Below are 24935 nucleotides of genomic sequence, written 5' to 3'. Positions count from 1 at the left end.
GCGTATACTGCTTTAAATATTTTGCAAAATAAAAATCCCGCAGAAAAAGAAATGAAAACTTTTTCTGCGGGATTTTATTTTATATTGCATAGATCTGAATCGTTATCAAATTTTTATTGATAATCGATAGGAGACAGGTCGTGAGGATCATCTTCCGCAGAAGAGCCTAGATGTCTGATGGTTTTGGAATTATCCTCATTTTCAGAGAAATCGTCCTCATCTATTCCAGAAGAAGAACTTTCGACTGTGGAATCCAAATCGTTTTCTGTAAAAGAAGAAGCGGAGGAAATGTCACTTACCGAAGTGGAGTCGGGTGTTTCCTCTTCCAATTCAGGATTTGTATCGCAAGGACCCTCGATGAGATGGTAATCCGACTCGGAAAAATGATACCATTTCCCATCCTCAAGCTTTTGCCAGCCGGAAACCGCGTGGCCGTCCTTATCAATAAAATAAGACTGCTTACCGTCAGCCCAGAGCTGATGTGGATTGTAAGTTACCCATTCGTTATTGGCAAATCGATCTTCTTCCTTAATATAAAATTTCTGATATTCGCCATCGCCGACCCAGACGGGGGTAAGATCAGCATCAAGTTCATCGAAGAATCGGGAGCCCATAGAGAGCTGGCGATTCAGTTCATCGAAGCCAAGTTCTTCGGCAAGTGTAGGCTTGTCTGAAAAAAGATTCGTACCAAGTCCAAGACGGTCACCGTCAATGACAGCTCCAAGGCTTGCGAGAGTAGTTGGGAACATATCCATCGTGGTGAAAATCCGATTTTTTTCATGAACCGGAAGAATGGGTGAATTTAAAATAGCGTTATAAGTAGAACGTTGATAATCTTCATCGATGTTTTCACAAAAATCAGAGTCCATGGTCAGATGATCACCGGAAAGAATTATAGTCGTGTTTTCATAAAAAGGCTGTTCCTTGATCCAGTCTATAAACTCACTGACACGGGAACTGGAGCAGTCAATCACCATACCGTAGTGGTCATCTCCGTACTGCTTTTCATCACACTCGTCACATTTGTAGCCGTCCTCGAAGTGGGTGGCAACAGTCAGCATACTGAAGTTGAACGGTTCGTCATTCTTGGAAATCTCCGTCAGTTTATCTTTTGCATACTCAAACAGTTTGGCATCTTCATAGCCCCACCACTGGTAGTAGCCTTCCGGGATCAGTCCCTCGCTGATCGCCCAGTAGTAATCGTCAATTTCATAATCACCGTGCGAAGTGAAGTAATTCTTCCGTCCGCCGAATGCGGCATCGGAACCCATCATAAAGTACTGTTTGTAGCCGGCTTCATTGAGAACGTCGCCAAGTGTTGAAAGTTGCGGAAAAAAGCTGTCCTGATAAGCCATCTCATTGCCTTGAATCGAAAGCTTCAGCGGAAGACCGGAAGTCTGTGCAAAGAGACCGCCCATGGTCCAGGTGGTTCCGGTTGTCGGATAAGCGCCGCCCAGCTTGTCGGAGTTGGAAAAATTGATATTGTCCAGGGCAAGATTAGTCAGGGCGGGAATAAAATTGTGGTCGTAAGCACCGCCGTCTTTTTTATCAGAATAGGTGCTTTCCATTGATTCCAGATAAATATAGATCAGATTCCGTTTCTTTTCCGGGAATGTAATCGTTGTCTGGGACGGATTGACGTAATTATCTTCGATCAAAGTGCTGTAGCTGTTCTGAATGTGCAGGTAAGTATCGATATCCAGCGTCGTCCAGACATTATAAAGAGAATAGGAAGAAAGAGCGATTCCCAGGGCAATGCAGATGCAACCGAGAATGATTTCCACTTTCTTCCGATGGCGCAGGATAATAAAAAGCGCGATCAGAATAGCAAGAACGGCAAAAGAGATCATGCCGCAGGACCAGACGTAACTCCAGAGCACATCCTTGCTGGTACCCTCAAGGGGTGCCTTTAAGTGATAAACAAGTTCTTCCATATCAAGATGCGCCCAGGTCGCGAGCATCCAGCGGGAAGACGTAAAAAGAAGGATCCCAAGGAATCCTAACAGAACGGAAAGAATGGAAAAAAGTATCTTTCCAACATGCTGTACTTTTTTGCGAGACACAGTAAATAACCTCCAGTTTTCTTTAGTGTTTTATAATAGGTAACAAACAGGTAGCGTTAGGTATAAAATATAACTGGGAACTTACGATATTATAACAGAAACTTTACGAAAAAAATAGTATTTTCTTAAAAAATACGAGTGGAAAATGAAAATCCGGGAATTTACATAAAAAGCGGCGGGGCGGGCGTGAAAATGGGTTCTTGAGTTTCTCAGAAAAGAATGGTATAATAGCAAAGATTGTAGACACAAAAGAGGTCAAAAAAAGATCTGTTCACATTTTTGTGGAGAAGAGAAAGGAAAGAAAAATGGGAAAAATTAAAGTAGAATCTTGTGAAATTGAAGGATTAAAAGTAATTACCCCGACCGTATTCGGCGATGAGCGCGGATATTTTATGGAGACATACAATTACAATGATTTTAAAGAAGCCGGCATTGATGTCCAGTTCGTACAGGATAACCAGTCTGCATCCAAAAAAGGTGTCCTGCGCGGACTTCACTTCCAGATCAATTACCCGCAGGACAAACTGGTACGCGTGGTAAACGGTGAAGTATTCGATGTTGCAGTTGACCTTCGCGAGGGATCCAAAACCTACGGAAAATGGTTCGGCGTGCTGCTTTCAGCAGAAAACAAGAAACAGTTCTTTATTCCGAAGAATTTTGCACACGGATTTATCGTACTCTCTGACTACGCAGAATTTGCTTATAAATGTACGGATTTCTATCATCCAAACGATGAAGGCGGTCTGTATTTTGACGATCCGGAGATCGGCGTGGAGTGGCCGATGCCGGAAGGAATGACAAAAGAAGATCTGATTATTTCGGAAAAAGATCATAAATGGGGCGGAATTAAGGATTTAAAGAAATAAGGAGTAAAAAACATTTATGAACGTATTCAAAGAACTTTATCAGAACCGGAAACTGATCTGGAAACTGTCGAAAAATGATTTCCGCAACAAATTTGCCGGAGCGTATTTTGGCATCGTATGGGCATTCATTCAGCCGATGGTGACGGTTGCTGTTTACTTTGTCGTGTTTCAGCTCGGACTGCGTGTACAGCCAGCTGCCACTGGATATCCGTATATCTGCTGGCTGGTTTCCGGTATTATTCCGTGGTTCTTCTTTTCTGATGCACTGCCAAGTGCGTCAAATTGTCTGCTGGAATACAGTTACCTGGTAAAGAAGGTTGTATTTAAGATCAGTGTGCTTCCAATTGTGAAGGTGATTTCTTCCCTGTTTGTACATCTGTTCTTTATTGTGTTTGCTATTTTGATTTTTGCACTGATGGGAAAACTTCCGCCGGTTCAGATTATCCAGATCGGGTACTATACCTTTGCGGTGATCTGTCTCGTCGTTGTACTTTCCTATCTGACCTGTTCCATCACACCGTTTTTCCGCGATTTCGGCCAGATTATCAATGTAATTCTGAATGTCGGCATGTGGGCAACCCCGATTCTGTGGGATACCACAACAATTCCGAATATTCCGAACTGGCTGAACAGCCTTCTGAAGCTGAATCCTCTGTACTATATTGTCCAGGGATATCGTGACAGCTTTATGAATGGACTCTGGTTCTTCGAGCATCCATGGCACACCCTTTACTTCTGGGCTTTTGTGCTTATGGCAGGACTAATCAGTTCCAAAGTGTTCAAGCGCCTCCGGGTTCATTTCTCAGATGTATTATAGGAGGATGGAATGAGCACAGAAAATACAGAAACAGTAATTTCAATTAACCATGTCAGCAAGGTCTACAAGCTGTTTGAAAAGCCGATGGACCGTCTGAAAGAATCGCTTTCACTGACACATAAAAACTATCACACCGATCATTTTGCGCTGGAGGATATCTCACTTGAGGTGCATAAGGGCGAGTGTGTCGGTATCATTGGAACGAACGGTTCCGGAAAATCCACACTGCTGAAAATCGTCACAGGTGTCTTAAACCCGACGAGCGGAAACGTGGAGTTAAAGGGAAGAGTCAGTGCCATTCTGGAACTGGGTGCAGGCTTTAACATGGAGTATACCGGTATTGAGAACATTTTCCTGAACGGAACGATGCTTGGCTATACCGAGGAGGAGATGAAGGCAAAGCTCGACGATATCATTGCGTTTGCAGAGATCGGTGACTTTATCAATCAGCCGGTTAAGACGTATTCCAGCGGTATGTTTGCCCGCCTTGCCTTCGCGGTTGCGATCAATGTGGATCCGGATATTCTGATTGTCGATGAGGCCTTAAGCGTCGGAGACATTTTCTTCCAGTCCAAGTGTTACCGGAAATTTAACGATCTGAAAGAAGCAGGAAAAACGATCCTTTTCGTTTCCCACGATATGGGCAGCGTCATCAAGTACTGTGAGAGATGTCTTCTGATTAACAAAGGAAAACAGGTGATGGTTGGAAAATCGTCGGAGGCAGTCGATGTCTACAAGAAGATTCTTGCCAACCAGTACGATGACGAGACAAAAGAAGAGGAAGAGACCGAAGAGAGTGCAGAACAGACCGAAGAGAGAACCGAAGCAGATGCATCCGGTGCCGTATCGGCAGAAAAGCCGAAAAAAGGCCTCTGGAGAGAACGCCTGATTGCGAATGCGCAGCTGGTAGAGTATGGAGACAAGGCTGCGGAGATCGTGGACTTTGCGATTATCGACCACAAAGGTATGATTACATCTTCTGTGGATAAAAACCAGAGATTCCGCATCAAGATGAAAATCAAGTTCCATGAAACGATGGAGCATCCGATTTTTGCCTTTTCGATCAAAGACCGGAAGGGAACGGAGATTACCGGAACGAATACGGCGCTGGAGGATTACACAAAAGACGTGGTGGAAGCAGGAAAGACCGTCACGGTATGCTTTGACCAGATCATGCCGCTGCAGAGCGGACAGTATCTGATGTCGTTTGGATGTACCAGCTACCATCTGGAAGAGCTGGTGATCCACCACAGACTGTACGATGCTTGCTTCCTGGAAGTCTTCTCCATGAAAGACACCGTAGGATTTTTTGATATGAACTCTACCGTGACCTACGAGTAGGATGCGGAGGATAAACGACGGGGGTTATATGAAAGAAACAATAGGAAATGTTCTTTTGAACCTGGATTATTATGACGGCGAAGATGCTTACAGCGACGGCAGCATTGAGGACCGGCTGCTGGAGATCGTCAAGACGACGCCGAAAGAGGATTACCAGAAGGTAATCCTCACAGAAAAAAGCTGGCCGATTTTTTATCATCTCTCTCCGGAACGGGAAAATATTCTGGACTGGTATGAGTGGAAAGACGATGCTTCCGTATTTGAAGTCGGAGCCGGCTGCGGAGCCATTTCCGGCGTGCTCTGCAGAAATGCAAAGCGGGTAGTGGCAAACGATCTGTCGAAGCGGCGCAGTACGATCAATGCCTACAAAAATCAGGATGCGTCCAACCTGGAGATTATGGTTGGAAACTTTAATGTTGTTGCAGAAAAAATGGAAGAACGCTTCGATTACGTGACACTGATCGGTGTTCTGGAGTATGCAAAAAGCTATATTGGAAAGGATAATCCGTATCCGGAATATCTGGAAAAGATCAATCGTCTCTTAAAACCGGGCGGAAAAATCCTGATTGCGATTGAGAACCGTCTGGGACTGAAGTATTTTGCCGGCTGCAGGGAAGACCATGTGGGCCGGGAATTTGTCGGAATTGAAGGATATCCGGGGATCGATTTTGTCGAGACATTCAGCAAACCGGAGCTGGAGCAGATGCTGCAGGAAAACGGTTTTTCGAAGTTCAAGTTTTATTATCCCTATCCGGATTACAAATTTCCGGCGGTCATTTATTCGGATGAATATCTGCCGAAGCCGGGTGAATTGAGAAAAAATCAGCGGAATTTTGATGCTGACAGGATCACACTTTTTGACGAAGGCAAAGCATTTGACGGAATCCTGAAGTCCGGTCTGTTTCCGGTTTTTTCCAATTCCTTTCTGATTGAAGTGGAGAAAAAGGAGTAAACGTATGAGGAAAGTTCTGTATACGAAATTTTCGAGAGAACGTCGGAACGAATTTCAGATTATGACCCGGATTACAGAAGAGGATGGGATCCGACGTGTGTGGAAGCTTCCGCTGCAGAAAGAGGGAGAACTCCACATCCGGCATATGTATGAAAACTATAGAAAGCTGGAGCATCTGTACGCCTATGCGGGCGTACAGATCTGCCCATGCGAACTGGATGAAGAAAAATGCGCGCTTGCATTTCCTTTTGTAGAAGGGGAAAGTCTGGAAACGCGCATTTCCCGTCATGGAAAAGAAAAAGATTTTGCATCGCTGAAAAAGGATTATGAACTGCTGTATCAGATCATTGCATCGGCAAAAGGGCAGAAATCCTTTGTGGAAACCGATGCGTTCTGTGAGGTGTTCGGCCATCCGGCATTGAAAGAAGGACTTGCCGCAGCGGAGATTTCCAATATTGACATGATTCCGGGCAACCTTCTTCTGGATGGAGAAAAGGTCTGGGTGGCAGACTACGAGTGGGTATTCCCGTTTGCCGTACCGATTGCATTTATCTATGCGCGGAGCGTCTTTTTACAGGAGGCGGCGAGTGCACTGACGAAGGAAGAGCAGGAAGAACTGTACGCCATTGGCGGTATTTCCATGGAAGAGATTCCGGTATACTACCATATGGAAGAGTGCTTCCAGGAATTCGCGGCCGGAAAGGGTGAGCCAAATGCGCTCGCCACGTTCTATGGAAAACTGCACCGGCACAATTATCCGCTTTCTATCTGGGAAAAAGAAAAAATGATGTACCCGGTTGTGCTCACCGAAACAGCACCGGAGGAGAGAGAACTCTATTATGAGGACTGCTTCGGCTTGGATGAGCAGAAGGTGATGATGCTTGAAAAGGCAGACGCGGACGGAGAGCTTTCCCTTCAGCTGATGCAGGAGGGGGCTGTCATTAAAATCCGTTCTCTCGCGGGCGTATGCAGCGATGGAAAGACGGAACGTATCGCTTTTTCGCACAACGCCGAGCTTGAGATTATCGACGACTATTATTTCCTTGGAACGCCGGTTCTGAAATTCCGGAATGCCGGTTATGAACAGATCCGGATTGATTACCGGATTTACTACAAAGGCGATGGCGTTACGTCCCAGTTTATTCAATATATCCGTCAGAATAAAGATCTGAGGGATGAACTGAACGGGGAGATTTATCGGAAAGGCCAGCTGCAGGCAGAAATCGAAGCAGAAAAAGCGGCACTTGCACACAGGGAAGAAGAACTCCAGGAAACGAGAAAACAGAAGCAGTTTCTGGAGGAAGAGCTGGAGCGGATGCGCCAGCGTAAGGTTGTGCGTATGGCAGATAAAGTGCAGCATGTGATAAAAAGGAGTAAATAACTATGGATGTATCCATTGTCATTCCTACCAAAAATGGTGGGCATCTGTTTGAAAAAGTGCTGGATGCCGTTTTCAAACAGAAGACAGAGTATGAATATGAAGTAATTTGCGTGGATTCCGGGTCAAAGGACGGAACTCTCGATGTGATCCGCAAATATCCATGCCGTTTGTTTCAGATTGAGCCGTCCGAATTTGGACATGGAAAAACGAGAAACTATGGTGCTTCCAAAGGAAACGGAACGTATATCATCTTTATTACGCAGGATGCGCTTCCAGCGACCGATACCTGGCTGCAGAATTTCATTGATGCCATGAAGATGGACCCGGAAATCGTGGGAGGATTCGGGATTCATTATCCGTATCCGGACTGCAATCTGCTTGACAAGCGTGATCTGGACGGCCATTTTAAAGGATTTGGAGAAACTAATACGATTTTCCACCTTGATGATCCGGAACGCTACGAAAGAGAAGAAGGATATCGTCATTATCTGGCGTTTTTCTCCGACAATAACTCCTGTATCCGAAGAGATATTTTTGAAAAATATCCGTATGAGGATGTCAACTTTGCCGAGGATCAGATCTGGGCGAGAAAGATGATTGAACTCGGATTCAAAAAAGTATACTGCCCGTATGCGCCAGTATATCATTCCCACAATTTCAAACTCAGAACGTATTTCAAACGGTATTATGATGAGCAGAAGGGATTATATGAAGTTCATCAGTATATGATTGCACAGAAATGGACGCAGCTTCCGGGCATGCTGTACCGGCAGGTGAGAGGGGACTGTGTGTATATCCGTCAGCAGCCGCTCAGTAAAAAAGAGAAAATCCACTGGGCATTTTATTCCCTGTTTCGCAATTTTGACCGCTTTGTGGGCGGCTATCTCGGCGGAAAATACCATCTGTATTCCAAACGGAAACAACAGTTCCTGGATCGTCACATTTCGCAGCAGTACGATCAGAGACATGCATAGAAGAAAGGAAAAAGAAACGTGAAAAAACCAAATGTAGCATACCGTGCGTTACGGTATCTGAAGAATCATGGATTAAAAGAAACGATTGAGCGCGCAAAACAGGGCAATGAGCCGGCTGTACCGCCGAAGAACAACGTCATCGGATTTTACAGATTTGTCGTAGACAACGATCCGATCCCGTTCAATCAAAAAGAGTATGAGAAACATAAAAACGACAAGAAAAAGATCCTGAATTGGGTTGTACCGGAAATGGGACCTGGTTCCGGCGGTCATACCACCATTTTCCGTTTTATTTCCAACCTGGAGCGCCTCGGTTTCCACAGTAGAGTTTATCTCTACATGTCCCCGAATTTTCAGGATAATGCGTCCATCCGCAAATTCCTAAAAGAGTACTTCCCGCTTCTTGTGCCGGAAGTAGAAGTTTACTGCGATGTATCCCAGATGAAATTTGCACATGCAACCGTAGCAACCTCCTGGACCACCGCTTACTACGTAAGAAAATTCCAGAATACGATTTCGAAGTTTTACTTCGTACAGGATTTCGAGCCGCATTTCTATGCACACGGTTCCGAGTATGAATTTGCTGAGAACACCTATAAGATGGGATTCCGCGGAATCACTGCAGGTGATTGGTTAAGAGACATCATGAGAAATGAGTACGGCATGCAGGCAGACAGCTTCCATTTCTCCTACGATGACAAAGTATATCAGCCGAAAGAAAAACCGGACAACGAAAAGAGAGTCTTTTTCTATGCGCGCCCGGTTACCCCGAGACGTGATTTCGAGCTCGGTATGCTGGCACTCAATGAGCTGTGCCGCAGAATGCCAGAGATCGAGGTTGTTTTCGCGGGATGGGATGTCAGCGGCTATGAGATTCCGTTCAAACACAGAAATTTAGGTATCGTAACACCGCAGGTGCTGGCAGATTCCTATGCGATCTGTGATATGTGCCTTGTTATTTCGAATACCAACCTTTCCCTCGTACCGTTCGAGGTTATGGCCTGCAACTCGGTCGCTGTCTGCTCCAAGGGTGCAAACAGCAGCTGGATGGTAAATGAGGAAAACTCCATTCTGGTTGACTATGATCCGATCCAGATCGCAGACAGAATGGAATATTACTTCAACCACCCGGATGAGCTGGCTACAATCCGCAAAAAGGGAATGGATTTCGTAAAGGGAACCTCCTGGTACAAAGAAGCAGAAAAAGTTTATGCAAGCATGTTAAAGGGAATTGAAGAAGATGAGAAAAAACTGCAGTAAGGATGTGAGCAGAGAACACAGAATAGAAATTCTGTTTGTGTTCGGTGTATTCCTGTTTTACTTTTTATGGTCCTGTACGCAGCGATACAATTTTTCGGCGGATGAATCAATGCGCTATCAGATTGCACAGTTTATCTATGAACACGGAAGTCTTCCGCGCGGAGATGATCCACTGATCCGGAATGAGGACTGGGGAACCTCCTATGCGTTTAATCCCATCCTTTCTTACATGGCATCAGCCGTTCTGATGAAAGGCATGAGTCTTTTTACAACAAATGAATGGATGCTGCTGCTTTCCGCCCGGTTTGTTAATGTACTGCTTGGAGCGTTGATGGCATGGGTTGTGTTGAAGGCAGCAAAATTGTTGTTTCCGAGGCGGTATGCATGGATGTTTACTGCACTGGTTGTCTTTCTGCCGGGAAATGTGATTCTGTATTCTTACGTCAACTGCGATGCGCTCGCCATGTGTTCAACGGCTATTATTTTTTATTCCTGGGTCAAGGCGTATAAGGAAGGATGGAACTGGACAACTTGTGCAGTGTCTGCCATTGGAATGGGCCTTTGTTTCCTGTCGTATTACAATGCGTATGGATTTATCCTGACGACATTTTTCTTCTTTGTGGGAACGATGCTGACCGATCAGGAAAAGGCACCAAAAGAGCGTTGGAAAGAGATGATCCAGAAAGGTCTTTTTATTCTTGTGATCGTCTGTGTCATTGCTTTGTGGTGGTTTATTCGAAATGCAATTCTCTATCACGGGGATTTTCTGGGAAGAGAGACATCGAGTGCGTGTGCGGAACTGTATGCGAGAGCTAAGTACAAGCCATCGAACAGCAAAACATTCCAGAAAAAAGGCGACTCCATGCTATGTATGATCTTCTACAGACCAGTTTATCTGGAGCATGACTGGCTTGTGACAGTGCTGTACAGCTTTGTCGGTGCTTTTGGCTATAATAGGATTTATCTTTCCAAAATGATTATTGTTCCATACCTCTGCTGTCTTGGCGTCGGCCTCATTCTGATGCGGAACTGTTGCCAGAGAGACTTTTTCTTCTGGAATGCCGATGGCACACAGACGGCGATTGCTGGTAAAACAAAGAGAAAATGGAGTAAAACAGGATGGTTTACCTGGGCAAATGTGTTTGCACTGTTGATTCCAAACTATCTGAATGCATATTATTCCTACAGCTCTGATTTTCAGCCGCAGGGACGATACAGCATGCCGATGCTGATTCCGCTGATGTATTTCGTGACGAAGGGTGTGCAGGCGTTCCTGAAACGGGAGAAAAAACTACAGAAGTATGAAAAATTGTTCTGTATTCTGGTCTGTGTGGCGGCAGCGGCATTAGCGGCATTCACTTGGGCGAGAATCATCTATCCGATGTACTTGCAGAACTACTACGGATTGCGGTAAGCGGAACAGAGAAAGAAAGCGGTGAAACGTTTGGAAAAAATTTCAGTGCTGACAGCAAAATTAAAAAAAGCTGTTGCAGAAGAAGGAATCGGCGGTCTGGCTGGGCGTACGAAAGGGTACCTTGCGCGGGCAAAAAAAGAAAAAGAGTTTCAGAGAGAAAAATCCCGGGTCTACCGGGATATTCTCTTTATCAGTGGCTGCAATGAACAGCTGCCGCATCCACACCGGTACCGCGTGGTGCATCAGATGGAGCAGCTGGAGGCAGGCGGATATACGTGTGATACGGTTTATTTTCAGGAGCTGAAGCCCTGGATGGTACGCTGCTACGGCGCGTTCGTGATTTTCCGCTGCCCGATGACGGACACCCTGCGGGAATTTGCCACAATGGCAAAGCAGATGAACAAGCCTCTGTGGTACGATGTGGATGATCTTGTGATCGATACGAAATACACCGATCAGATTCCGTTTCTCGACCGGATGCAGCCGGAAGAACGGCAGGCATACGATCAGAATGTCCGAAACATGGGCGAGCTGCTTTCCCTCTGTGATGCGGCGGTTACGACGACAGCGGCGCTGGCAGAAGAACTGAAGCAGTACGTACCGGAGGTGCTGATCAACCGCAACTGTGCGTCAGATGAGATGCTGCTACTGTCCGAGGCGGTGTTAAAAGAAAAACAGAAAAAGAACGAAGCAGATGGAACGGCGAAAAAAGTACGCCTTGGCTATTTCAGCGGCAGTGCGACGCATCTGGACGACATCGAGATGATCGTTCCGGTGCTGAAACAGCTGCTTGGCAAAAATCCGAACCTGGAACTCCTCATCGTGGGAATTCTGGAACTCCCGGTGGAGCTGAAACTGTTTGCTTCCCAGATCCAGATGGAGGGATTTGTCGATTACCAAAAACTGCCGGAGCGGATTGCGTCGGTGGATATCAACTTGGCTCCGCTTACCGATACGATTTTTAACCGTGCGAAATCGGAAAATAAATGGGTGGAAGCGGCTCTGGTGCAGACCGTGACAGCAGCCAGCAATCTCGGCGCTTTTGCTGAGATGGTACAGGATGGAGAAGACGGCGTACTCTGCCGAGACGAAGCGGAGTGGTTGGAAAAACTGCAGTGGCTGATCGACGACGAACCGGCACGAAAAGCCATTGCCGGACGGGCATATGGCCGGTGCAGCCGCGAGTGTGTCACAATCTTTCATGCCACCGGGATTTGCGAGTGGGTGGAGCGCCACTGGAATCTACGCTGTGCCTTTGTGCTTCCAGCGATGGAGATCAGCGGAGGCATCCGCGTTGCACTTCTTCATGCGGAAATGCTGGTAAAAGCAGGAGCGCAGGTCAGCCTCTTTACTCTGGAAGGGGAGGCGGAGTGGTATCATGAGGGTGATTTCCATTTTCCGGTGCTGTCGGCCGAGCGAGAGAAACTGCAGGGAACGCTGGATCTTGCGGTAGCGACGATGTGGAATACCGCAGAGTTCGTCGAACAGTCCAGTAAGATCCGAAAGAAAAAATATCTGGTGCAGAATTTTGAAGTTGGATTTTATCCGCCGGGAAGCCCGTACCGGATCGCAACTTCGGCGACTTACCGGATGAGGAGCCCGATGGAGTACGTAACCATTTCCAAATGGTGTCAGAACTGGCTGCGGGAGGAATACCATACCGAAGCAGTCTATCTTCCGAACGGCATCGATCCGTCCTTCTATCCGAAACGGGGGCGGGATCTGCAGGGAAAAATTCGGATTCTGATCGAGGGAGACTGCAGCGCGGAGCATAAAAACGTGGACGAGAGCTTCCGTATCGTGGAACGGCTGGATCTGGAAAAATTCGAGATCTGGTACATGTCCTACAATGGAAATCCGAAATCCTGGTACCGCGTGGACCGCTTTTTACACCGGGTTCCGTATGAAAAAACACCGGAAGTCTATGCGGCGTGTGATATTCTGCTGAAAACAAGCCTGCTGGAGAGCTTTTCCTATCCGCCGCTTGAGATGATGGCGTCCGGCGGCTACGTCGTTGCTGTGCCGAACGGTGGCAATCTGGAATACCTAAAAGATGGGGAAAACTGTATTCTCTATCCGCAGGGAAATCTCGCGGAGGCAAAAGCGGCGATTGAGCGTATTCTGACAGATGCGGAACTGAGGAAAAAACTGGATACGGGAGCAGAAGAGACGGTAAAGGAAAGAAACTGGAAAAGAATCGAACCACAGATTTTAGAACAGTATCTTGGAAAATAAATAAGCAACAAAAAGGGCTGTCGCACTAGCAAATATTTCTGGCGGTAGCTCTGCTTTATACCCAAATGGCATCGAAATCGGTTGCGTTTTCGATGCCATTCTTTACTTCTTATAGGAAAGTTCGACTTCCGTCGAACTCTTGAATCAGGATCACCCGTTGGACGGGAGGTCCTGATTGCTTATAAATTAGAAGATCAGTGCCGTTTGTTTCGGTTATTGCGGCGTCTGTTTCTGCGTTTCCGTCTCTTTCTCGCGTTGTTGATCACGACAATGATCAGAATCAGAAAAGCGACACCGTTCAGGCCAAGCAGAATATAGAGCAGTGTGGAGAGAAAAGAAATTTTCTTGGTTTCTTCCGGTGTTGGAATATCTGTGCTGTCGGTTTCTTCTGATGAATCGGAGGAAACCGAAGAACTGTCGGAAACAGTACCTGGAGCGGAAACCTCGGCTGTTCCGATGAAGTGATCATCGAAAAAATACTGGCGGGTGTACGGTTCCTCAACGGAAGCGCCGTCCGGATCGGTGTAGGTTGCAGTTTCAATTTTCGCATTCTTTGGAAGCGTTACCACACCGGAAAGACTTTCCTTTTTTGCGTTCTTCAGGGTATAATGTGTAAAATTATCATAACCGAAATCAAGTACGGTACGGGTATCGTTGATATAATCGAGGTTATCACAGGTTAAAACAACGCAGACCAGCGTCATATTGCCTCGCTTGGCAGCGGTAACGAGTGTGTTGTGTGCCTCATCGGTATAACCGGTCTTTCCGGCGAAAGCACCCTTGTATCCCCACTGACCGTCCTGGAACAGCAATGCGTGGTGGTTCTGAAGATCACGCGGTGTCGAGGTCATATTGGTCGGCTGAATTGTGTAGGTCAGATCGGACTCGATGCGGCAGAAGGTCTCGTTTTTGATGCACTCCTGCATAATGAGTGCCATATCGTGTGCACTGGTGTAGTGGTTCGGATCTGGCAGACCGTTTGCATTGACAAAATGGGTATTCGTGCAACCAAGTGCAGCGGCGCGTTCGTTCATCATGGCGGCGAAACCTTCCTCGCTTCCGGCAATGTCGATGGCAAGCTGTGTGCAGACCTCATTTGCCGAGGCAAGAAGAATCGCGTGAAGAGCATCCTCCACTGTGATCGTTTCGCCAAGCTGAACGTTGATGCGGGCATTTCCCGGAATGGATTCGCTGACAGCATGTTCGCCGAAGGTAACGGTGTCGGTCATCTGCTTGTTTTCAATGATCAGCAGAGCCGTCAGAATCTTGGTGATGCTGGCAGGATAGCGCTGCTCGTCCATGTTTTTATCGTATAAAACAGCCCCAGTATCGGCATCGAGTAAACAGACAGCGCCGGAATTGTTTTCCGGTCCTTCGGGCCAGGTGGTGACTGTTTTTTTATCGGTTGTGGCAAAAATCGTCTGCGGGAGGCAGGACGCGGCAAAAACAAAAGCAAGCAACAGGCATAAAAATGTGCGGGTTGCAGAATTCTTTCTAATCATAACTCACTCCTTCTGATCCAGCGGGTACAGCTGCATAAGACTGTCCGGGCAGCGGATCTCTCTAAAATGTATTAGACACACTTTTATTATTATAACATAAAGCGAGCAGGGAAGAAACACATAAATTCTTAATATTTTCAGTCGGTATTTGCAAATTGCATTAAAATAGGGTATAATGCGGTCAAATTCACGGGAGTTTGCACTAGTCAACATATTTTGGACACGAATTTCAAAAATTTAATCACATAAATCAGAAAGTTAATCTCACCGTACGCCACTCTTGACATCGCGCCAAGAATCGCTGGTCAGGTATTGCTGACAGGAAGAACTCATGAACAGATTTTCTTTAGTCTCCTGTCAGAAGCTTATTATAGCGATTCTTTCTATAGCAAACCTCTTAAATAATGCAGCTCCTTTACAGCGGTGATAAAATATAGTGTAGGAGACGATAGTATGCTACACAATGAAGCTAGAAAACTGGTATTGGAGGCCTGGGATAAAACTCATAATGCCAGGGAAATTGCAAAATATTTTTCAGTAAATGAAAGCACCGTATACCGCCTTATAGAAGAGCGTGCACGCACTGGCAGTTATGAGACCAGAACGCAGCTGAGAGACCGGAAAACAATTCTTACAGAAAAACAGCACCACGATATTCTGGAACTTGTGCAAGAACAACCGGATATCACAATGAAGGAGATTGTCGAAACGCTTCATTTACCTGTAGGCGATGAAGCCGTCAGGCGTTTTCTGATAAAGCAAGGTTATATTTATAAGAAAAAATCTTTGCACGCAAAAGAACAGGAGCGTTCCCGATGTGCAGAGAAAACGCAGTCAATGGATAGAAACTATATCTGGTGCAAATGCAGAACATCAAATATATCTCGATGAAAGCGGTATTAATACAAACCTCACAAGACACTATGCACATGCAGTACATGGAAAACGTGCCATGGATGCTACCTCGATCAACACGCCTGCCGGAACAATTGTTTTGTCATTCATCCGGCTTAACGGCAGTCTGGTATATACTACGTACCAAGGTGGAACAACTGCACAGCGATTTCGTGAATATATGGGAAAACAATTGATACCGAGCCTTGAGAAAGGCGATGTTGTAATCATGGATAACATGCGTTCTCATCATGTCAAAATAGTGACGGAACTTTTAGACAAGGCGGGGATCTCCTATCTATATTTGCCACCATACAGTCCAGATTTGAATCTTATTGAAAAAATGTGGTCAAAAATGAAATCCTTTCTCAGAAAGAGGAAAGTCCGTGTTGCTGCTGAACTACCTGAGGCTGTAAAAGCGGCCTTAGAAACAATAAGCACGAATGATTGCAAAGGGTGGTTCCACGCATCTGGAATTTGCGTTAATTAAGAGAATAGCTATAATCAACAGTCAAAGATGAGATTATAACATAAATCGAACAGGGAAGAAATACATAATTTCTTAATATTTTCAGTCGGGATTTGCAAAATGCAGTAAAATAGAGTATAATGCGAACGAGTTCATACGGAAAAAACAAAAAACCTGAAAAACAAAAACCCCAAGGAGTTAAAAAAAGTGTCAGATATGAAATGGCTCCGTTTTATACGGAAATTGAAACCTTACAACATACAGAAGGGACTGCGTTACCTGAAACATTATGGGCCAAAGGAATTCCTGATCCGTCTTTCGGAGCGGATGGAGCCGGAGGAGGTTCCGTACGGACCGTGGCGGGAGCAGTACTGCGCAAAAGAGGAGGACCTGGCGCGTCAGAAAAATCATAAATTTTCTTATTGTCCGAAGATCAGCGTTGTTGTTCCGGCTTACCGTACGCCGGAAATTTTTCTGCGTCAGATGATCGAATCCCTGGAAAAACAGAGTTATGAAAACTGGGAACTGGTGATCGGAAATGCCAGCCCGGAGGATGAGACGATGGCGCGCATCCTGAAAGAGTATACCGGAAAAGATCCGCGCGTAAAGAACGTTCCGATTCCGGAAAATATCGGCATTGCAGAGAATACAAATGCAGCGCTTGCCGCAGCAGCGGGAAATTTCGTCGGTTTTATGGATCACGACGATCTGCTTGCGCCGGATGCACTCTTTGAAATTGCCATCCGTCTGGAAAAAGATCCGTCCATCGATGCTTTTTATACCGATGAGGACAAGGTACGGACCGATCTGTCCGAGTATTTCCAGCCGCATTTCAAACCGGATTTCAATCTGGATCTGCTGCGGTCAAACAATTATATCTGCCATTTCTTCGTTGTACGGCGGGAGATTGCGGAGAAAACCGGCGGCCTTCGTCCGGAATACAATGGGGCGCAGGATTATGATTATATCTTCCGCTGCACGGAAATGGCGGGAAAAATTGTACACATTCCGAGAGTTTTATATCACTGGAGGGTCCACAGCGCTTCCACCGCAGACAATCCGGCAAGCAAGCTGTACGCGTATGAGGCCGGAAAAAAGGCAATTGAGGGAAACCTTGCGCGCTGCGGCGAAGAGGGAACCATCACACTGCGTTCGGATTATGGCTTCTACGATGTAGATTATAAACTGCGGGGAACGCCTCTGGTTTCGATTCTGATCCCGAACAAGGATCAGGCCGATACGTTACGCACTTGTCTGGAATCCATTAAGAAGAAGTGCATGTATCCATCCTATGAGATTCTGATTATTGAGAACAACAGCACTGAGGAAGCAACGTTTTCCTATTACAAAGAACTCGAAGCACAGGGCATCCGTGTCCTGAAGTATCCAAAACAGGGCTTTAACTATTCTGCGATCAATAATTTCGGCGTCAAAGAGGCAAAGGGAGAGTATCTCCTGTTTCTCAATAACGATATGGAAATCATCACACCCGATTTTATGGAAAAAATGGTGTCCAATCTGCAAAGACCGCAGATCGGGGCGGTCGGCGCGAAGCTGTATTACCCGGACAACACGGTGCAGCATGCGGGTATCATCATCGGTATCGGCGGCATTGCGGGCCACGCCTTTTTAGGACTGGCGCGCGGAAGAAGCGGCTACCTGCATAAGGCATCGCTCCAGATGAATGTGAGTGCGGTGACAGCAGCGTGCATGATGATGAGAAAAGAGGTCTTTGAGGAGGTCGGCGGCTTTGAAGAAGAACTGTCCGTCGCTTTCAATGATGTTGATCTGTGCCTGCGCATTGGAAAAGCAGGTTATAAAATCGTATACAATCCGCACGTGGAGTTGTACCATTATGAATCGAAATCCAGGGGAGCAGAGGATGACGAGAAGAAGGTGCGCCGCTTCCAGTCGGAAATCGAATTTATGCGCAGCCGCTGGATTGGGCTGTTAAAGGCAGGAGATCCCTGCTACAATCCAAATTTAACGCTGGCATCGTGGAACTATGGACTGCGTGCCGACGGCAGGGGAGTAAAACCATGGACAAAGTAGCAGTTGTAATACCAAATTATAATGGATACCGGTATCTGGAGACGTGCTTTGCAGCGCTTGCAAAGCAGACCTTTACGGAATTTACCACATATTTCGTGGACAATGGTTCACAGGATGAGAGCTGTGCGTTTCTGCGGGAACACTACCCGGAGACGAAAATCATCCAGCTCGATGATAACTATGGCTTCAGCCGTGCGGTCAACGAAGGCATCCGCCAGTCGAAGGAGCCGTATGTGATCCTTTTAAACAACGACACCGAAGTGTTCCCGGACTTTGTCGAGCGCCTTTATGAGGGAATCTGTAAAAGAAAGAATGCGTTTGCATGCAGCGCAAAGCTGATTTCCTATCAGGAGCGTGATAAAATCGACGATGCGGGAAATTACTATAATATGCTGGGATGGGCATTCGCAAGAGGAAAAGGAAAACCGGTCAGTGAATTTGAAACGTCCGACCGGATTTTTGCGGCCTGCGCCGGAGCAGCAATCTACCGCCGGGAATTTCTGGAAAAGACCGGACTTTTTGACGAAGAACATTTCGCTTATCTGGAAGATACCGACATCGGCTATCGTGCGCGGCTTTTGGGCTACGAGAACTGGTATGAGCCGTCCGCGAAGGTTTACCACGTCGGAAGCGGAACGAGCGGCTCCCGGTATAACCTCTTTAAAATCCGTTATTCTTCCAGGAACAATATTTATCTGATCTATAAAAATATGCCGGTTTTACAGATTTTACTTAACCTGCCGGCCTTTATCCTCGGTTTTTCGGCAAAACTGGTCTTTTTTGCATCGAAAGGATACGGAAAAGAATATCTGGCAGGAATCAAGAATGGTTTTTTCATCTGCCGGAAGCCGGAAAACAGAGCAAAAAAGATCCGTTTCGAGTGGAAGCGCCTCGGTACGTATTTTGTCATCGAATGGGAGCTTTTTATCAATGTGTTCCGGAGATTTCTGGAGAGGGCATAAGGATTCTTTCAAAAGATTACGAAAAAGTTAAAAAGTTTACGGAAATAAGAAGAATGTTAGAAAAATATGATTGCTCTTTTTTGGAACTTATTGTATAGTTAGGGGTAGGGAATTTTTAAATCCCGAAAAAAACAGATAAGGTGAACGAATTTGATCAACGATAATCAGAAATATTTTGACCGGATGCACGTTCTGATCGATGCCCTGGTGCTCGCACTTTCCTATGTACTGTCCTGGTACTGCTATGTGCGGCTGGGCGTTATGAATAATCATCCGGAGAGGGGAATTCTGCCGCCGGCGACGTATATGATGGCACTGCTCTATATCGTGCCCGGCTATCTGCTGCTTTACTATGCATTCAATCTCTATGCATCCAAGCGTTTTCAGGGAAGACGTCTGGAATTTGCCAATATCTTAAAAGCGAATACGGTTGGATTTCTGGTCTGGCTGGCCAGCCTTTACATGGTGCGCCAGGTTCACTTTTCCCGTGGTATGCTCTGCATCTTCTTTGTGCTGAATGTGACACTGGAAACGATCGTAAGAAATCTGATCCACTATATCTTAAGCAATATGTGGAAACACGGCCGCAACCAGAAGCAGATTCTGATGGTCGGCTACAGCCGTGCGACCGAGGAATACATTGACCGGATCATTGCAAACCCGGAGTGGGGCTATCTCGTCCGCGGAATCCTTGATGACCATGTCAAAGCGGGAACGATGTACCGCGGTATCAAGGTTCTTGGAAGAATCAACAATCTTTCAGTCATTCTGCCGGAAAACAAACTGGATGAAATTGCCATTACCCTTGGCCTGAACGAATACTTCCGCCTGGAGGAGATCGTTGCCATGTGTGAAAAATCCGGCGTACATACCCAGTTTGTGCCGGATTACCACAACATCATTCCGACAAAGCCGTACACAGAAGACCTGCAGGGACTTCCTGTCGTCAATATCCGCTATGTGCCGCTTTCCAACACGTTCAACGCGATGCTGAAACGGATTGTGGATATTTTCGGCGCGCTCGTGGCGATCATTCTGTTCTCACCGGTGATGCTGTTTTCCTGCATCATGATCAAGCTGACCTCACCGGGTCCGCTGATCTACCGTCAGACACGCGTCGGACTGCACAACAAACCGTTTGAAATGTACAAGTTCCGTTCGATGGAAGTTCAGACGGAGGAGAAAGAAAAGAAGGCATGGACCGTGAAGAATGACCCGCGTGTGACGGGATTTGGAAAATTCATGCGCCATACCAGCATTGATGAGCTTCCACAGCTCTTTAACATCTTAAAAGGAGATATGAGCCTGGTCGGACCGAGGCCGGAGCGACCTTTCTTTGTGGAAAAATTCCGGGAGGAGATCCCGCGTTATATGGTAAAACATCAGGTTCGTCCCGGTCTTACGGGATGGGCGCAGGTGAATGGATACCGGGGGGATACTTCTATCCGCAAGCGTATTGACTGTGATCTGTATTATATTGAAAACTGGACGCTGGGACTTGATTTTAAAATTCTGTTCCTGACCTTTTTCAAAGGATTTGTGAATAAAAACGCTTACTAAAAGATAAGGGGAAAAGAGATGTCGAAGAAGAATTACAAAAAGAGCAGAAAATACAAAAAAATGCGCCGCAGAAAAATAATTTTCGGAATTGAAATCACCGTTCTGCTGATTCTTTCCGGAATTCTGTTCGTCTACGCATGGATCAACCGTTCGATGGATAAGATGAATCAGGATACGCTGGACAGCTCCCAGATTCAGATCAACAGTGAAGTAAAGGCAAATACCGATCTCTCACAGATGTCCGGTACACAGGTCATCGCGCTGGTCGGCGTGGATGCCAGAGGTGTGGAAGGCTCCGAGCTGGCAGAAAGCATGAACAGTGACACGATTATTCTCTGTTGTATTGATCATGACAAGCAGGAAATCCGTATGGTGTCGATTATGCGTGACACCTGGATGAATATGGCGAAATATACCGATGAATATTATGAGTTTGACAAAGCCAATTCCGCATACAACCGCGGCGGCCCGGAGAGTATGCTCTCCATGCTGAATACAAACCTTGACTTTGCACTGACCGATTACGTTACCGTAAACTTCAAGGCACTCGCCGATGCGATTGATGTCCTGGGCGGTCTCGACATCGAGATGACAAATGCAGAGTGTGTTCATGCAAACAACTACAACAGAGAGGTATCGGAAGCACAGGGCGTAGAGTATGAAGCTATTCCGTATGATGAGGACCTTGGGGATGATTACAGCGAAGTACGTCATGTCAGCGGTGCGCTTGCTACCTCCTATGCGCGGATCCGTTATGGCGGCGGTGATGATGCAAAACGTACCAGCCGTCAGCGAATTGTTATCAATCTTATGGTACAGAAGCTGAAACAGAATCCGACCAAGATTCCGGAAATTCTGGACAAGGTGATGGGAAATGTCAGCACCAGTCTTACCAAGAATGAAATCCTGGAACTTGGTATGCATGCGGTAACGTATACGATGGGAACCTCCTATGCCTATCCGTTCCAGCTCTGCTATGGTGAAAATGTAGTGAATGCCATTGGTGAGGATGTTGTAATTCCGGTTACGCTGGAGTTCAATGTAAGAGAGCTGCATGAATATCTGTATCCGGGTCTTTCGTATGAACCGTCTGCGGCTGTTACAGAGTACAGCGACTACATTGCAAGAAAGAGCGGTTACGATGAAGATATGATCGGCTATGTGCTGAACCAGGGGCCTGGTGCAGAGGCAGATTCGGTGATCGCAGGCGACTAAATACGAGGGAGAAAACCAGACATGAAATTCTATACCGTTGATGTTATGATACCAACGTATAAACCAGGGCAGGAGTTCGCAGAGCTTCTGCCCCGCCTTTTGGAACAGACTTACCCGATCCGGTCGATCCGGGTTGTAAACACAGGGAAAAAGTTCTGGAACCCGGCGTGGGAGCAGTTATCGGATAAAATTATGGTAGAGCATATCCGGCCAAGCGAATTTGACCACGGCGGAACGAGAAGGGCGATGGCAGAAAGTTCGGATGCGGATCTTTTGCTTTTTATGACCCAGGATGCCATGCCGTACGACAATGCGTGCGTGGAACATCTGGTGGAAAAATTTTCACTGCCGCATGTGAAGGCGGCCTATGCGCGGCAGCTTCCGCGGGATGACTGCCGTACACTGGAACGGTTTACGAGAGGCTTTAACTATCCGGAGGAGAGTGATATCAAGGATGCCGGTGATCTGCCAAAACTTGGTGTTAAGACTTTTTTCTGCTCCAATGTCTGTGCAATGTATGACCGCAGGACATATGAAGAGCTGGGTGGATTTGTAGAAAGCACCTTGTTTAACGAAGATATGATCTATGCCGGGCATCTTGTGCAGGCGGGCTATGCGATTGCCTATGCGGCAGATGCGAAGGTGGTACATTCCCACAATTACGGTTGTCTGGCACAGCTTCACCGCAATTTCGACCTCGGTGTATCCCAGGCACAGCATCCGGAGATCTTTGATGCGTATCCGTCTGAGGGTGAGGGAATCCGTATGGTGAAAAAATCGGCATCCTACGTCTGCAAAATTCATAAGCCGTGGCTGCTCGTCACGTTATTTTTTCAAAGCGGATTCAAATATGTGGGATACTTCCTCGGAAAACGATACAAAAGCCTTCCGGACGGTGTGATCCGCTGGTGTACCTCAAACAAAACGTGGTGGGAATATCACGGAAAGATAAGAAAAAAACGAAATAGAAGATAAGTGAAAGTAAAAAACAAAAATAAAAAGATTTTGTAAGTAAATACGAAATGCTCCATAAGGTTGACAGAGAACGGAGCAGCGTGGTAAAAAAGTAAAGAACAAGAAATTAGAAGGCGGCATAACCTGAAAACAGAACAAGGGTGCCGCCTTTTGCTGTTAGGAGGAAAAAATCTATGTGTGGAATTGTTGGATATATTGGAACCTGCCAGGCTGCCCCGGTGCTGCTGGACGGATTGTCAAAGCTGGAGTACCGCGGATACGATTCGGCCGGAATTGCTGTATACGATGGAAACAAAATTCAGATGCAGAAAGCAATGGGCCGTCTGAAGGTGCTTGAGGAAATGACACAAAATGGAGCGACACTTCCGGGTACCGTAGGAATCGGACATACGAGATGGGCAACGCATGGGGCACCTTCCGATCTGAATGCACATCCGCATTTCAATAAAGACCACTCGATTGTCGTTGTACACAATGGAATTATTGAGAATTATCTGAAATTAAAGAAAAAACTGATGTCCAAAGGATATGAGTTCCTTTCGGAGACAGATACCGAGGTGATTGCCCATATGCTGGATTACTATTATAACGGCGATCCGCTTGCAACGATCACAAAGGTTATGCACCGCATGGAGGGATCGTATGCACTGGGTATCCTGTTCCGCGACTATCCGGATGAGGTGTATGCGGTCCGTAAAGACAGTCCGCTGATCGTTGGTACAAGTAAGAGCGGAAACCTGATTGCATCCGACGTTCCGGCTGTCCTGAAATATACAAGAGATGTCTATTTTCTGGAAAATGAGGAGATCGTGAAACTGACCCGCGATGGCCTTCACTTCTACAATATTGACGAGGAGGAGCTGGAGAAAGAGGCAACCCACATCGACTGGGATATGAATGCGGCAGAAAAAGGCGGCTATGAGCATTTCATGCTGAAAGAGATGCATGAGCAGCCAAAAGCCGTAAAAGATACCCTGACGCCGCGTATTAAGAACGGTGATGTTGTGATCGAAGAACTCGGCATGACTGATGAGGAGATCCGCGCGATCCGCAAAATCTTTATCGTTGCCTGCGGTTCCGCATACCACACCGGTGTAACCTCAAAATACATCTTCGAAAAGCTGGCAAGAATCCCGGTTGAGGTAGATCTGGCAAGCGAATTCCGCTACCGTGATCCGATTCTGCCGGAAAATACGCTCGTGGTCATCGTCAGCCAGTCGGGTGAGACGGCCGATACCCTCGCGGCTCTCCGCCTTGCAAAAGAAAAGGGCGTGCGTACCCTTGGCATCGTAAACGTAGTTGGAAGTTCGATTGCAAGAGAGGCAGACAATGTCATGTACACCTGGGCCGGTCCGGAGATCGCTGTTGCGACAACGAAAGCGTACAGCACACAGCTTATCGCGCAGTACCTTCTGGCGATGAAGTTTGCCAAAGTACGCGGAACCGTTTCGCAGAATGACTTCGATGCGATGATCCAGAGCCTTGAGCGCCTGCCGGAGCAGATTTCCCTGCTGCTGTCCCATAAGGAGAACGTACAGCGTTTTGCCAACCGTTATCTTGCGGCAGAACACGTCTTTTTCATCGGACGCGGCATCGACTATGCAATCTCGATGGAGGGCTCCCTGAAGCTGAAAGAGATTTCCTACATCCACTCCGAGGCGTATGCAGCCGGTGAGCTGAAACACGGAACCATTTCCCTGATTGAGGACGGACGCCTTGTCGTAGCCGTGCTGACCCAGCCGGAGCTCTACAAGAAAACGATCAGCAATATTCAGGAAGTGAAGACACGAGGCGCGTTTGTCATGGCGGTAACGACCGTTGGCAATACAGAAGTGGAAAAAGTAGCCGACTACGTAGTTTACCTGCCGGAGACAAATCCGATTTTTGCAAACTCCCTGGCGATCATTCCGCTGCAGCTCTTTGGCTACTACGTATCGATCGGCAGAGGCCTCGATGTGGATAAACCGAGAAACTTGGCGAAATCGGTTACGGTAGAATAAAAA

19 protein-coding genes are annotated in these 24935 nt (G+C 46.7%); 17 read left to right on the top strand and 2 right to left on the bottom strand.

Features of this window, described 5'->3' with window-relative positions:
- Positions 1-113 precede the first annotated feature (113 nt).
- Entirely contained in the window at positions 114-2063 is a 1950-nt protein-coding gene (locus DWX26_RS00605) for a sulfatase-like hydrolase/transferase (protein WP_070103202.1), read from the bottom strand.
- A 305-nt stretch (positions 2064-2368) separates the two neighbouring features.
- Here DWX26_RS00605 and rfbC point away from each other — a divergent pair, with 305 nt between their 5' ends.
- The 9 genes from rfbC to DWX26_RS00560 are packed head-to-tail and all read left to right on the top strand — an operon-like array spanning position 2369 to position 13303.
- On the top strand, positions 2369-2929 hold the full coding sequence (rfbC, locus tag DWX26_RS00600) for a dTDP-4-dehydrorhamnose 3,5-epimerase (RefSeq protein ID WP_022462980.1): 561 nt from the start codon (positions 2369-2371) through the stop codon (positions 2927-2929).
- 16 nt (positions 2930-2945) lie between these two features.
- Positions 2946-3746 (top strand): ABC transporter permease, encoded by an 801-nt coding sequence (locus DWX26_RS00595; RefSeq protein ID WP_055227566.1) that lies wholly within the window; start codon positions 2946-2948, stop codon positions 3744-3746.
- A 9-nt stretch (positions 3747-3755) separates the two neighbouring features.
- Positions 3756-5087: an ABC transporter ATP-binding protein gene (locus tag DWX26_RS00590; protein WP_117801715.1), complete on the top strand. Its 1332-nt coding sequence runs from the start codon at positions 3756-3758 to the stop codon at positions 5085-5087.
- A 28-nt stretch (positions 5088-5115) separates the two neighbouring features.
- Positions 5116-6039: a class I SAM-dependent methyltransferase gene (locus tag DWX26_RS00585; protein ID WP_055227563.1), complete on the top strand. Its 924-nt coding sequence runs from the start codon at positions 5116-5118 to the stop codon at positions 6037-6039.
- 4 nt (positions 6040-6043) lie between these two features.
- Positions 6044-7420, top strand: coding sequence for a hypothetical protein (locus DWX26_RS00580; RefSeq protein ID WP_118600532.1), 1377 nt, complete (start codon positions 6044-6046; stop codon positions 7418-7420).
- Positions 7421-7422: 2 nt separating this feature from the next.
- Positions 7423-8394: a glycosyltransferase family 2 protein gene (locus DWX26_RS00575; RefSeq protein WP_022462975.1), complete on the top strand. Its 972-nt coding sequence runs from the start codon at positions 7423-7425 to the stop codon at positions 8392-8394.
- A gap of 18 nt (positions 8395-8412) precedes the next feature.
- Entirely contained in the window at positions 8413-9654 is a 1242-nt protein-coding gene (locus DWX26_RS00570) for a rhamnosyltransferase WsaF family glycosyltransferase (protein WP_022462974.1), read from the top strand.
- The gene (locus tag DWX26_RS00565; RefSeq protein WP_118600530.1) at positions 9635-11068 is read left to right on the top strand and encodes an ArnT family glycosyltransferase; all 1434 of its coding nucleotides are present in this window, start codon (positions 9635-9637) and stop codon (positions 11066-11068) included. Before DWX26_RS00570 ends, DWX26_RS00565 begins: the two co-directional genes overlap by 20 nt.
- A gap of 30 nt (positions 11069-11098) precedes the next feature.
- Entirely contained in the window at positions 11099-13303 is a 2205-nt protein-coding gene (locus DWX26_RS00560; protein WP_118600528.1) for a glycosyltransferase, read from the top strand.
- 194 nt (positions 13304-13497) lie between these two features.
- On the opposite strand, the gene DWX26_RS00555 is transcribed toward DWX26_RS00560, so the two are convergent.
- A complete protein-coding gene (locus DWX26_RS00555; protein ID WP_118600526.1) occupies positions 13498-14805 on the bottom strand; it encodes a D-alanyl-D-alanine carboxypeptidase family protein in 1308 nt (435 codons plus the stop codon).
- A gap of 453 nt (positions 14806-15258) precedes the next feature.
- Between DWX26_RS00555 and DWX26_RS00550 the strand changes: the two genes are divergently transcribed.
- From DWX26_RS00550 to glmS, 8 genes are all read left to right on the top strand, one after another.
- The gene (locus tag DWX26_RS00550; RefSeq protein WP_179973064.1) at positions 15259-15696 is read left to right on the top strand and encodes an IS630 transposase-related protein; all 438 of its coding nucleotides are present in this window, start codon (positions 15259-15261) and stop codon (positions 15694-15696) included.
- Positions 15623-16189 carry an IS630 family transposase gene (locus DWX26_RS00545; RefSeq protein WP_158580574.1) on the top strand — a complete coding sequence of 189 codons (567 nt, stop codon included), beginning with the start codon at positions 15623-15625 and terminating at the stop codon, positions 16187-16189. Before DWX26_RS00550 ends, DWX26_RS00545 begins: the two co-directional genes overlap by 74 nt.
- A gap of 195 nt (positions 16190-16384) precedes the next feature.
- The gene (locus tag DWX26_RS00540; protein WP_118600522.1) at positions 16385-18220 is read left to right on the top strand and encodes a glycosyltransferase family 2 protein; all 1836 of its coding nucleotides are present in this window, start codon (positions 16385-16387) and stop codon (positions 18218-18220) included.
- A complete protein-coding gene (locus DWX26_RS00535; RefSeq protein WP_118600520.1) occupies positions 18208-19182 on the top strand; it encodes a glycosyltransferase family 2 protein in 975 nt (324 codons plus the stop codon). The genes DWX26_RS00540 and DWX26_RS00535 overlap by 13 nt, the downstream gene beginning before the upstream one ends.
- 150 nt (positions 19183-19332) lie before the next feature.
- A complete protein-coding gene (locus DWX26_RS00530) occupies positions 19333-20742 on the top strand; it encodes an undecaprenyl-phosphate glucose phosphotransferase (RefSeq protein ID WP_055219401.1) in 1410 nt (469 codons plus the stop codon).
- An 18-nt stretch (positions 20743-20760) separates the two neighbouring features.
- A complete protein-coding gene (locus tag DWX26_RS00525; protein ID WP_118600518.1) occupies positions 20761-21957 on the top strand; it encodes an LCP family protein in 1197 nt (398 codons plus the stop codon).
- 21 nt (positions 21958-21978) lie between these two features.
- On the top strand, positions 21979-22932 hold the full coding sequence (locus tag DWX26_RS00520) for a glycosyltransferase family 2 protein (RefSeq protein ID WP_055219399.1): 954 nt from the start codon (positions 21979-21981) through the stop codon (positions 22930-22932).
- Between the two features lie 173 nt (positions 22933-23105).
- Positions 23106-24932, top strand: coding sequence for a glutamine--fructose-6-phosphate transaminase (isomerizing) (glmS, locus tag DWX26_RS00515; protein ID WP_022462964.1), 1827 nt, complete (start codon positions 23106-23108; stop codon positions 24930-24932).
- Positions 24933-24935: the final 3 nt, after the last annotated feature.

Source organism: Blautia sp. AF19-1, assembly GCF_003479155.1.
Classification (GTDB): Bacteria; Bacillota; Clostridia; order Lachnospirales; family Lachnospiraceae; genus Fusicatenibacter; species Fusicatenibacter saccharivorans.
The sequence above is the reverse complement of the archived record's forward strand: the minus strand, read 5'-3'. Positions and strand labels throughout refer to the sequence as shown.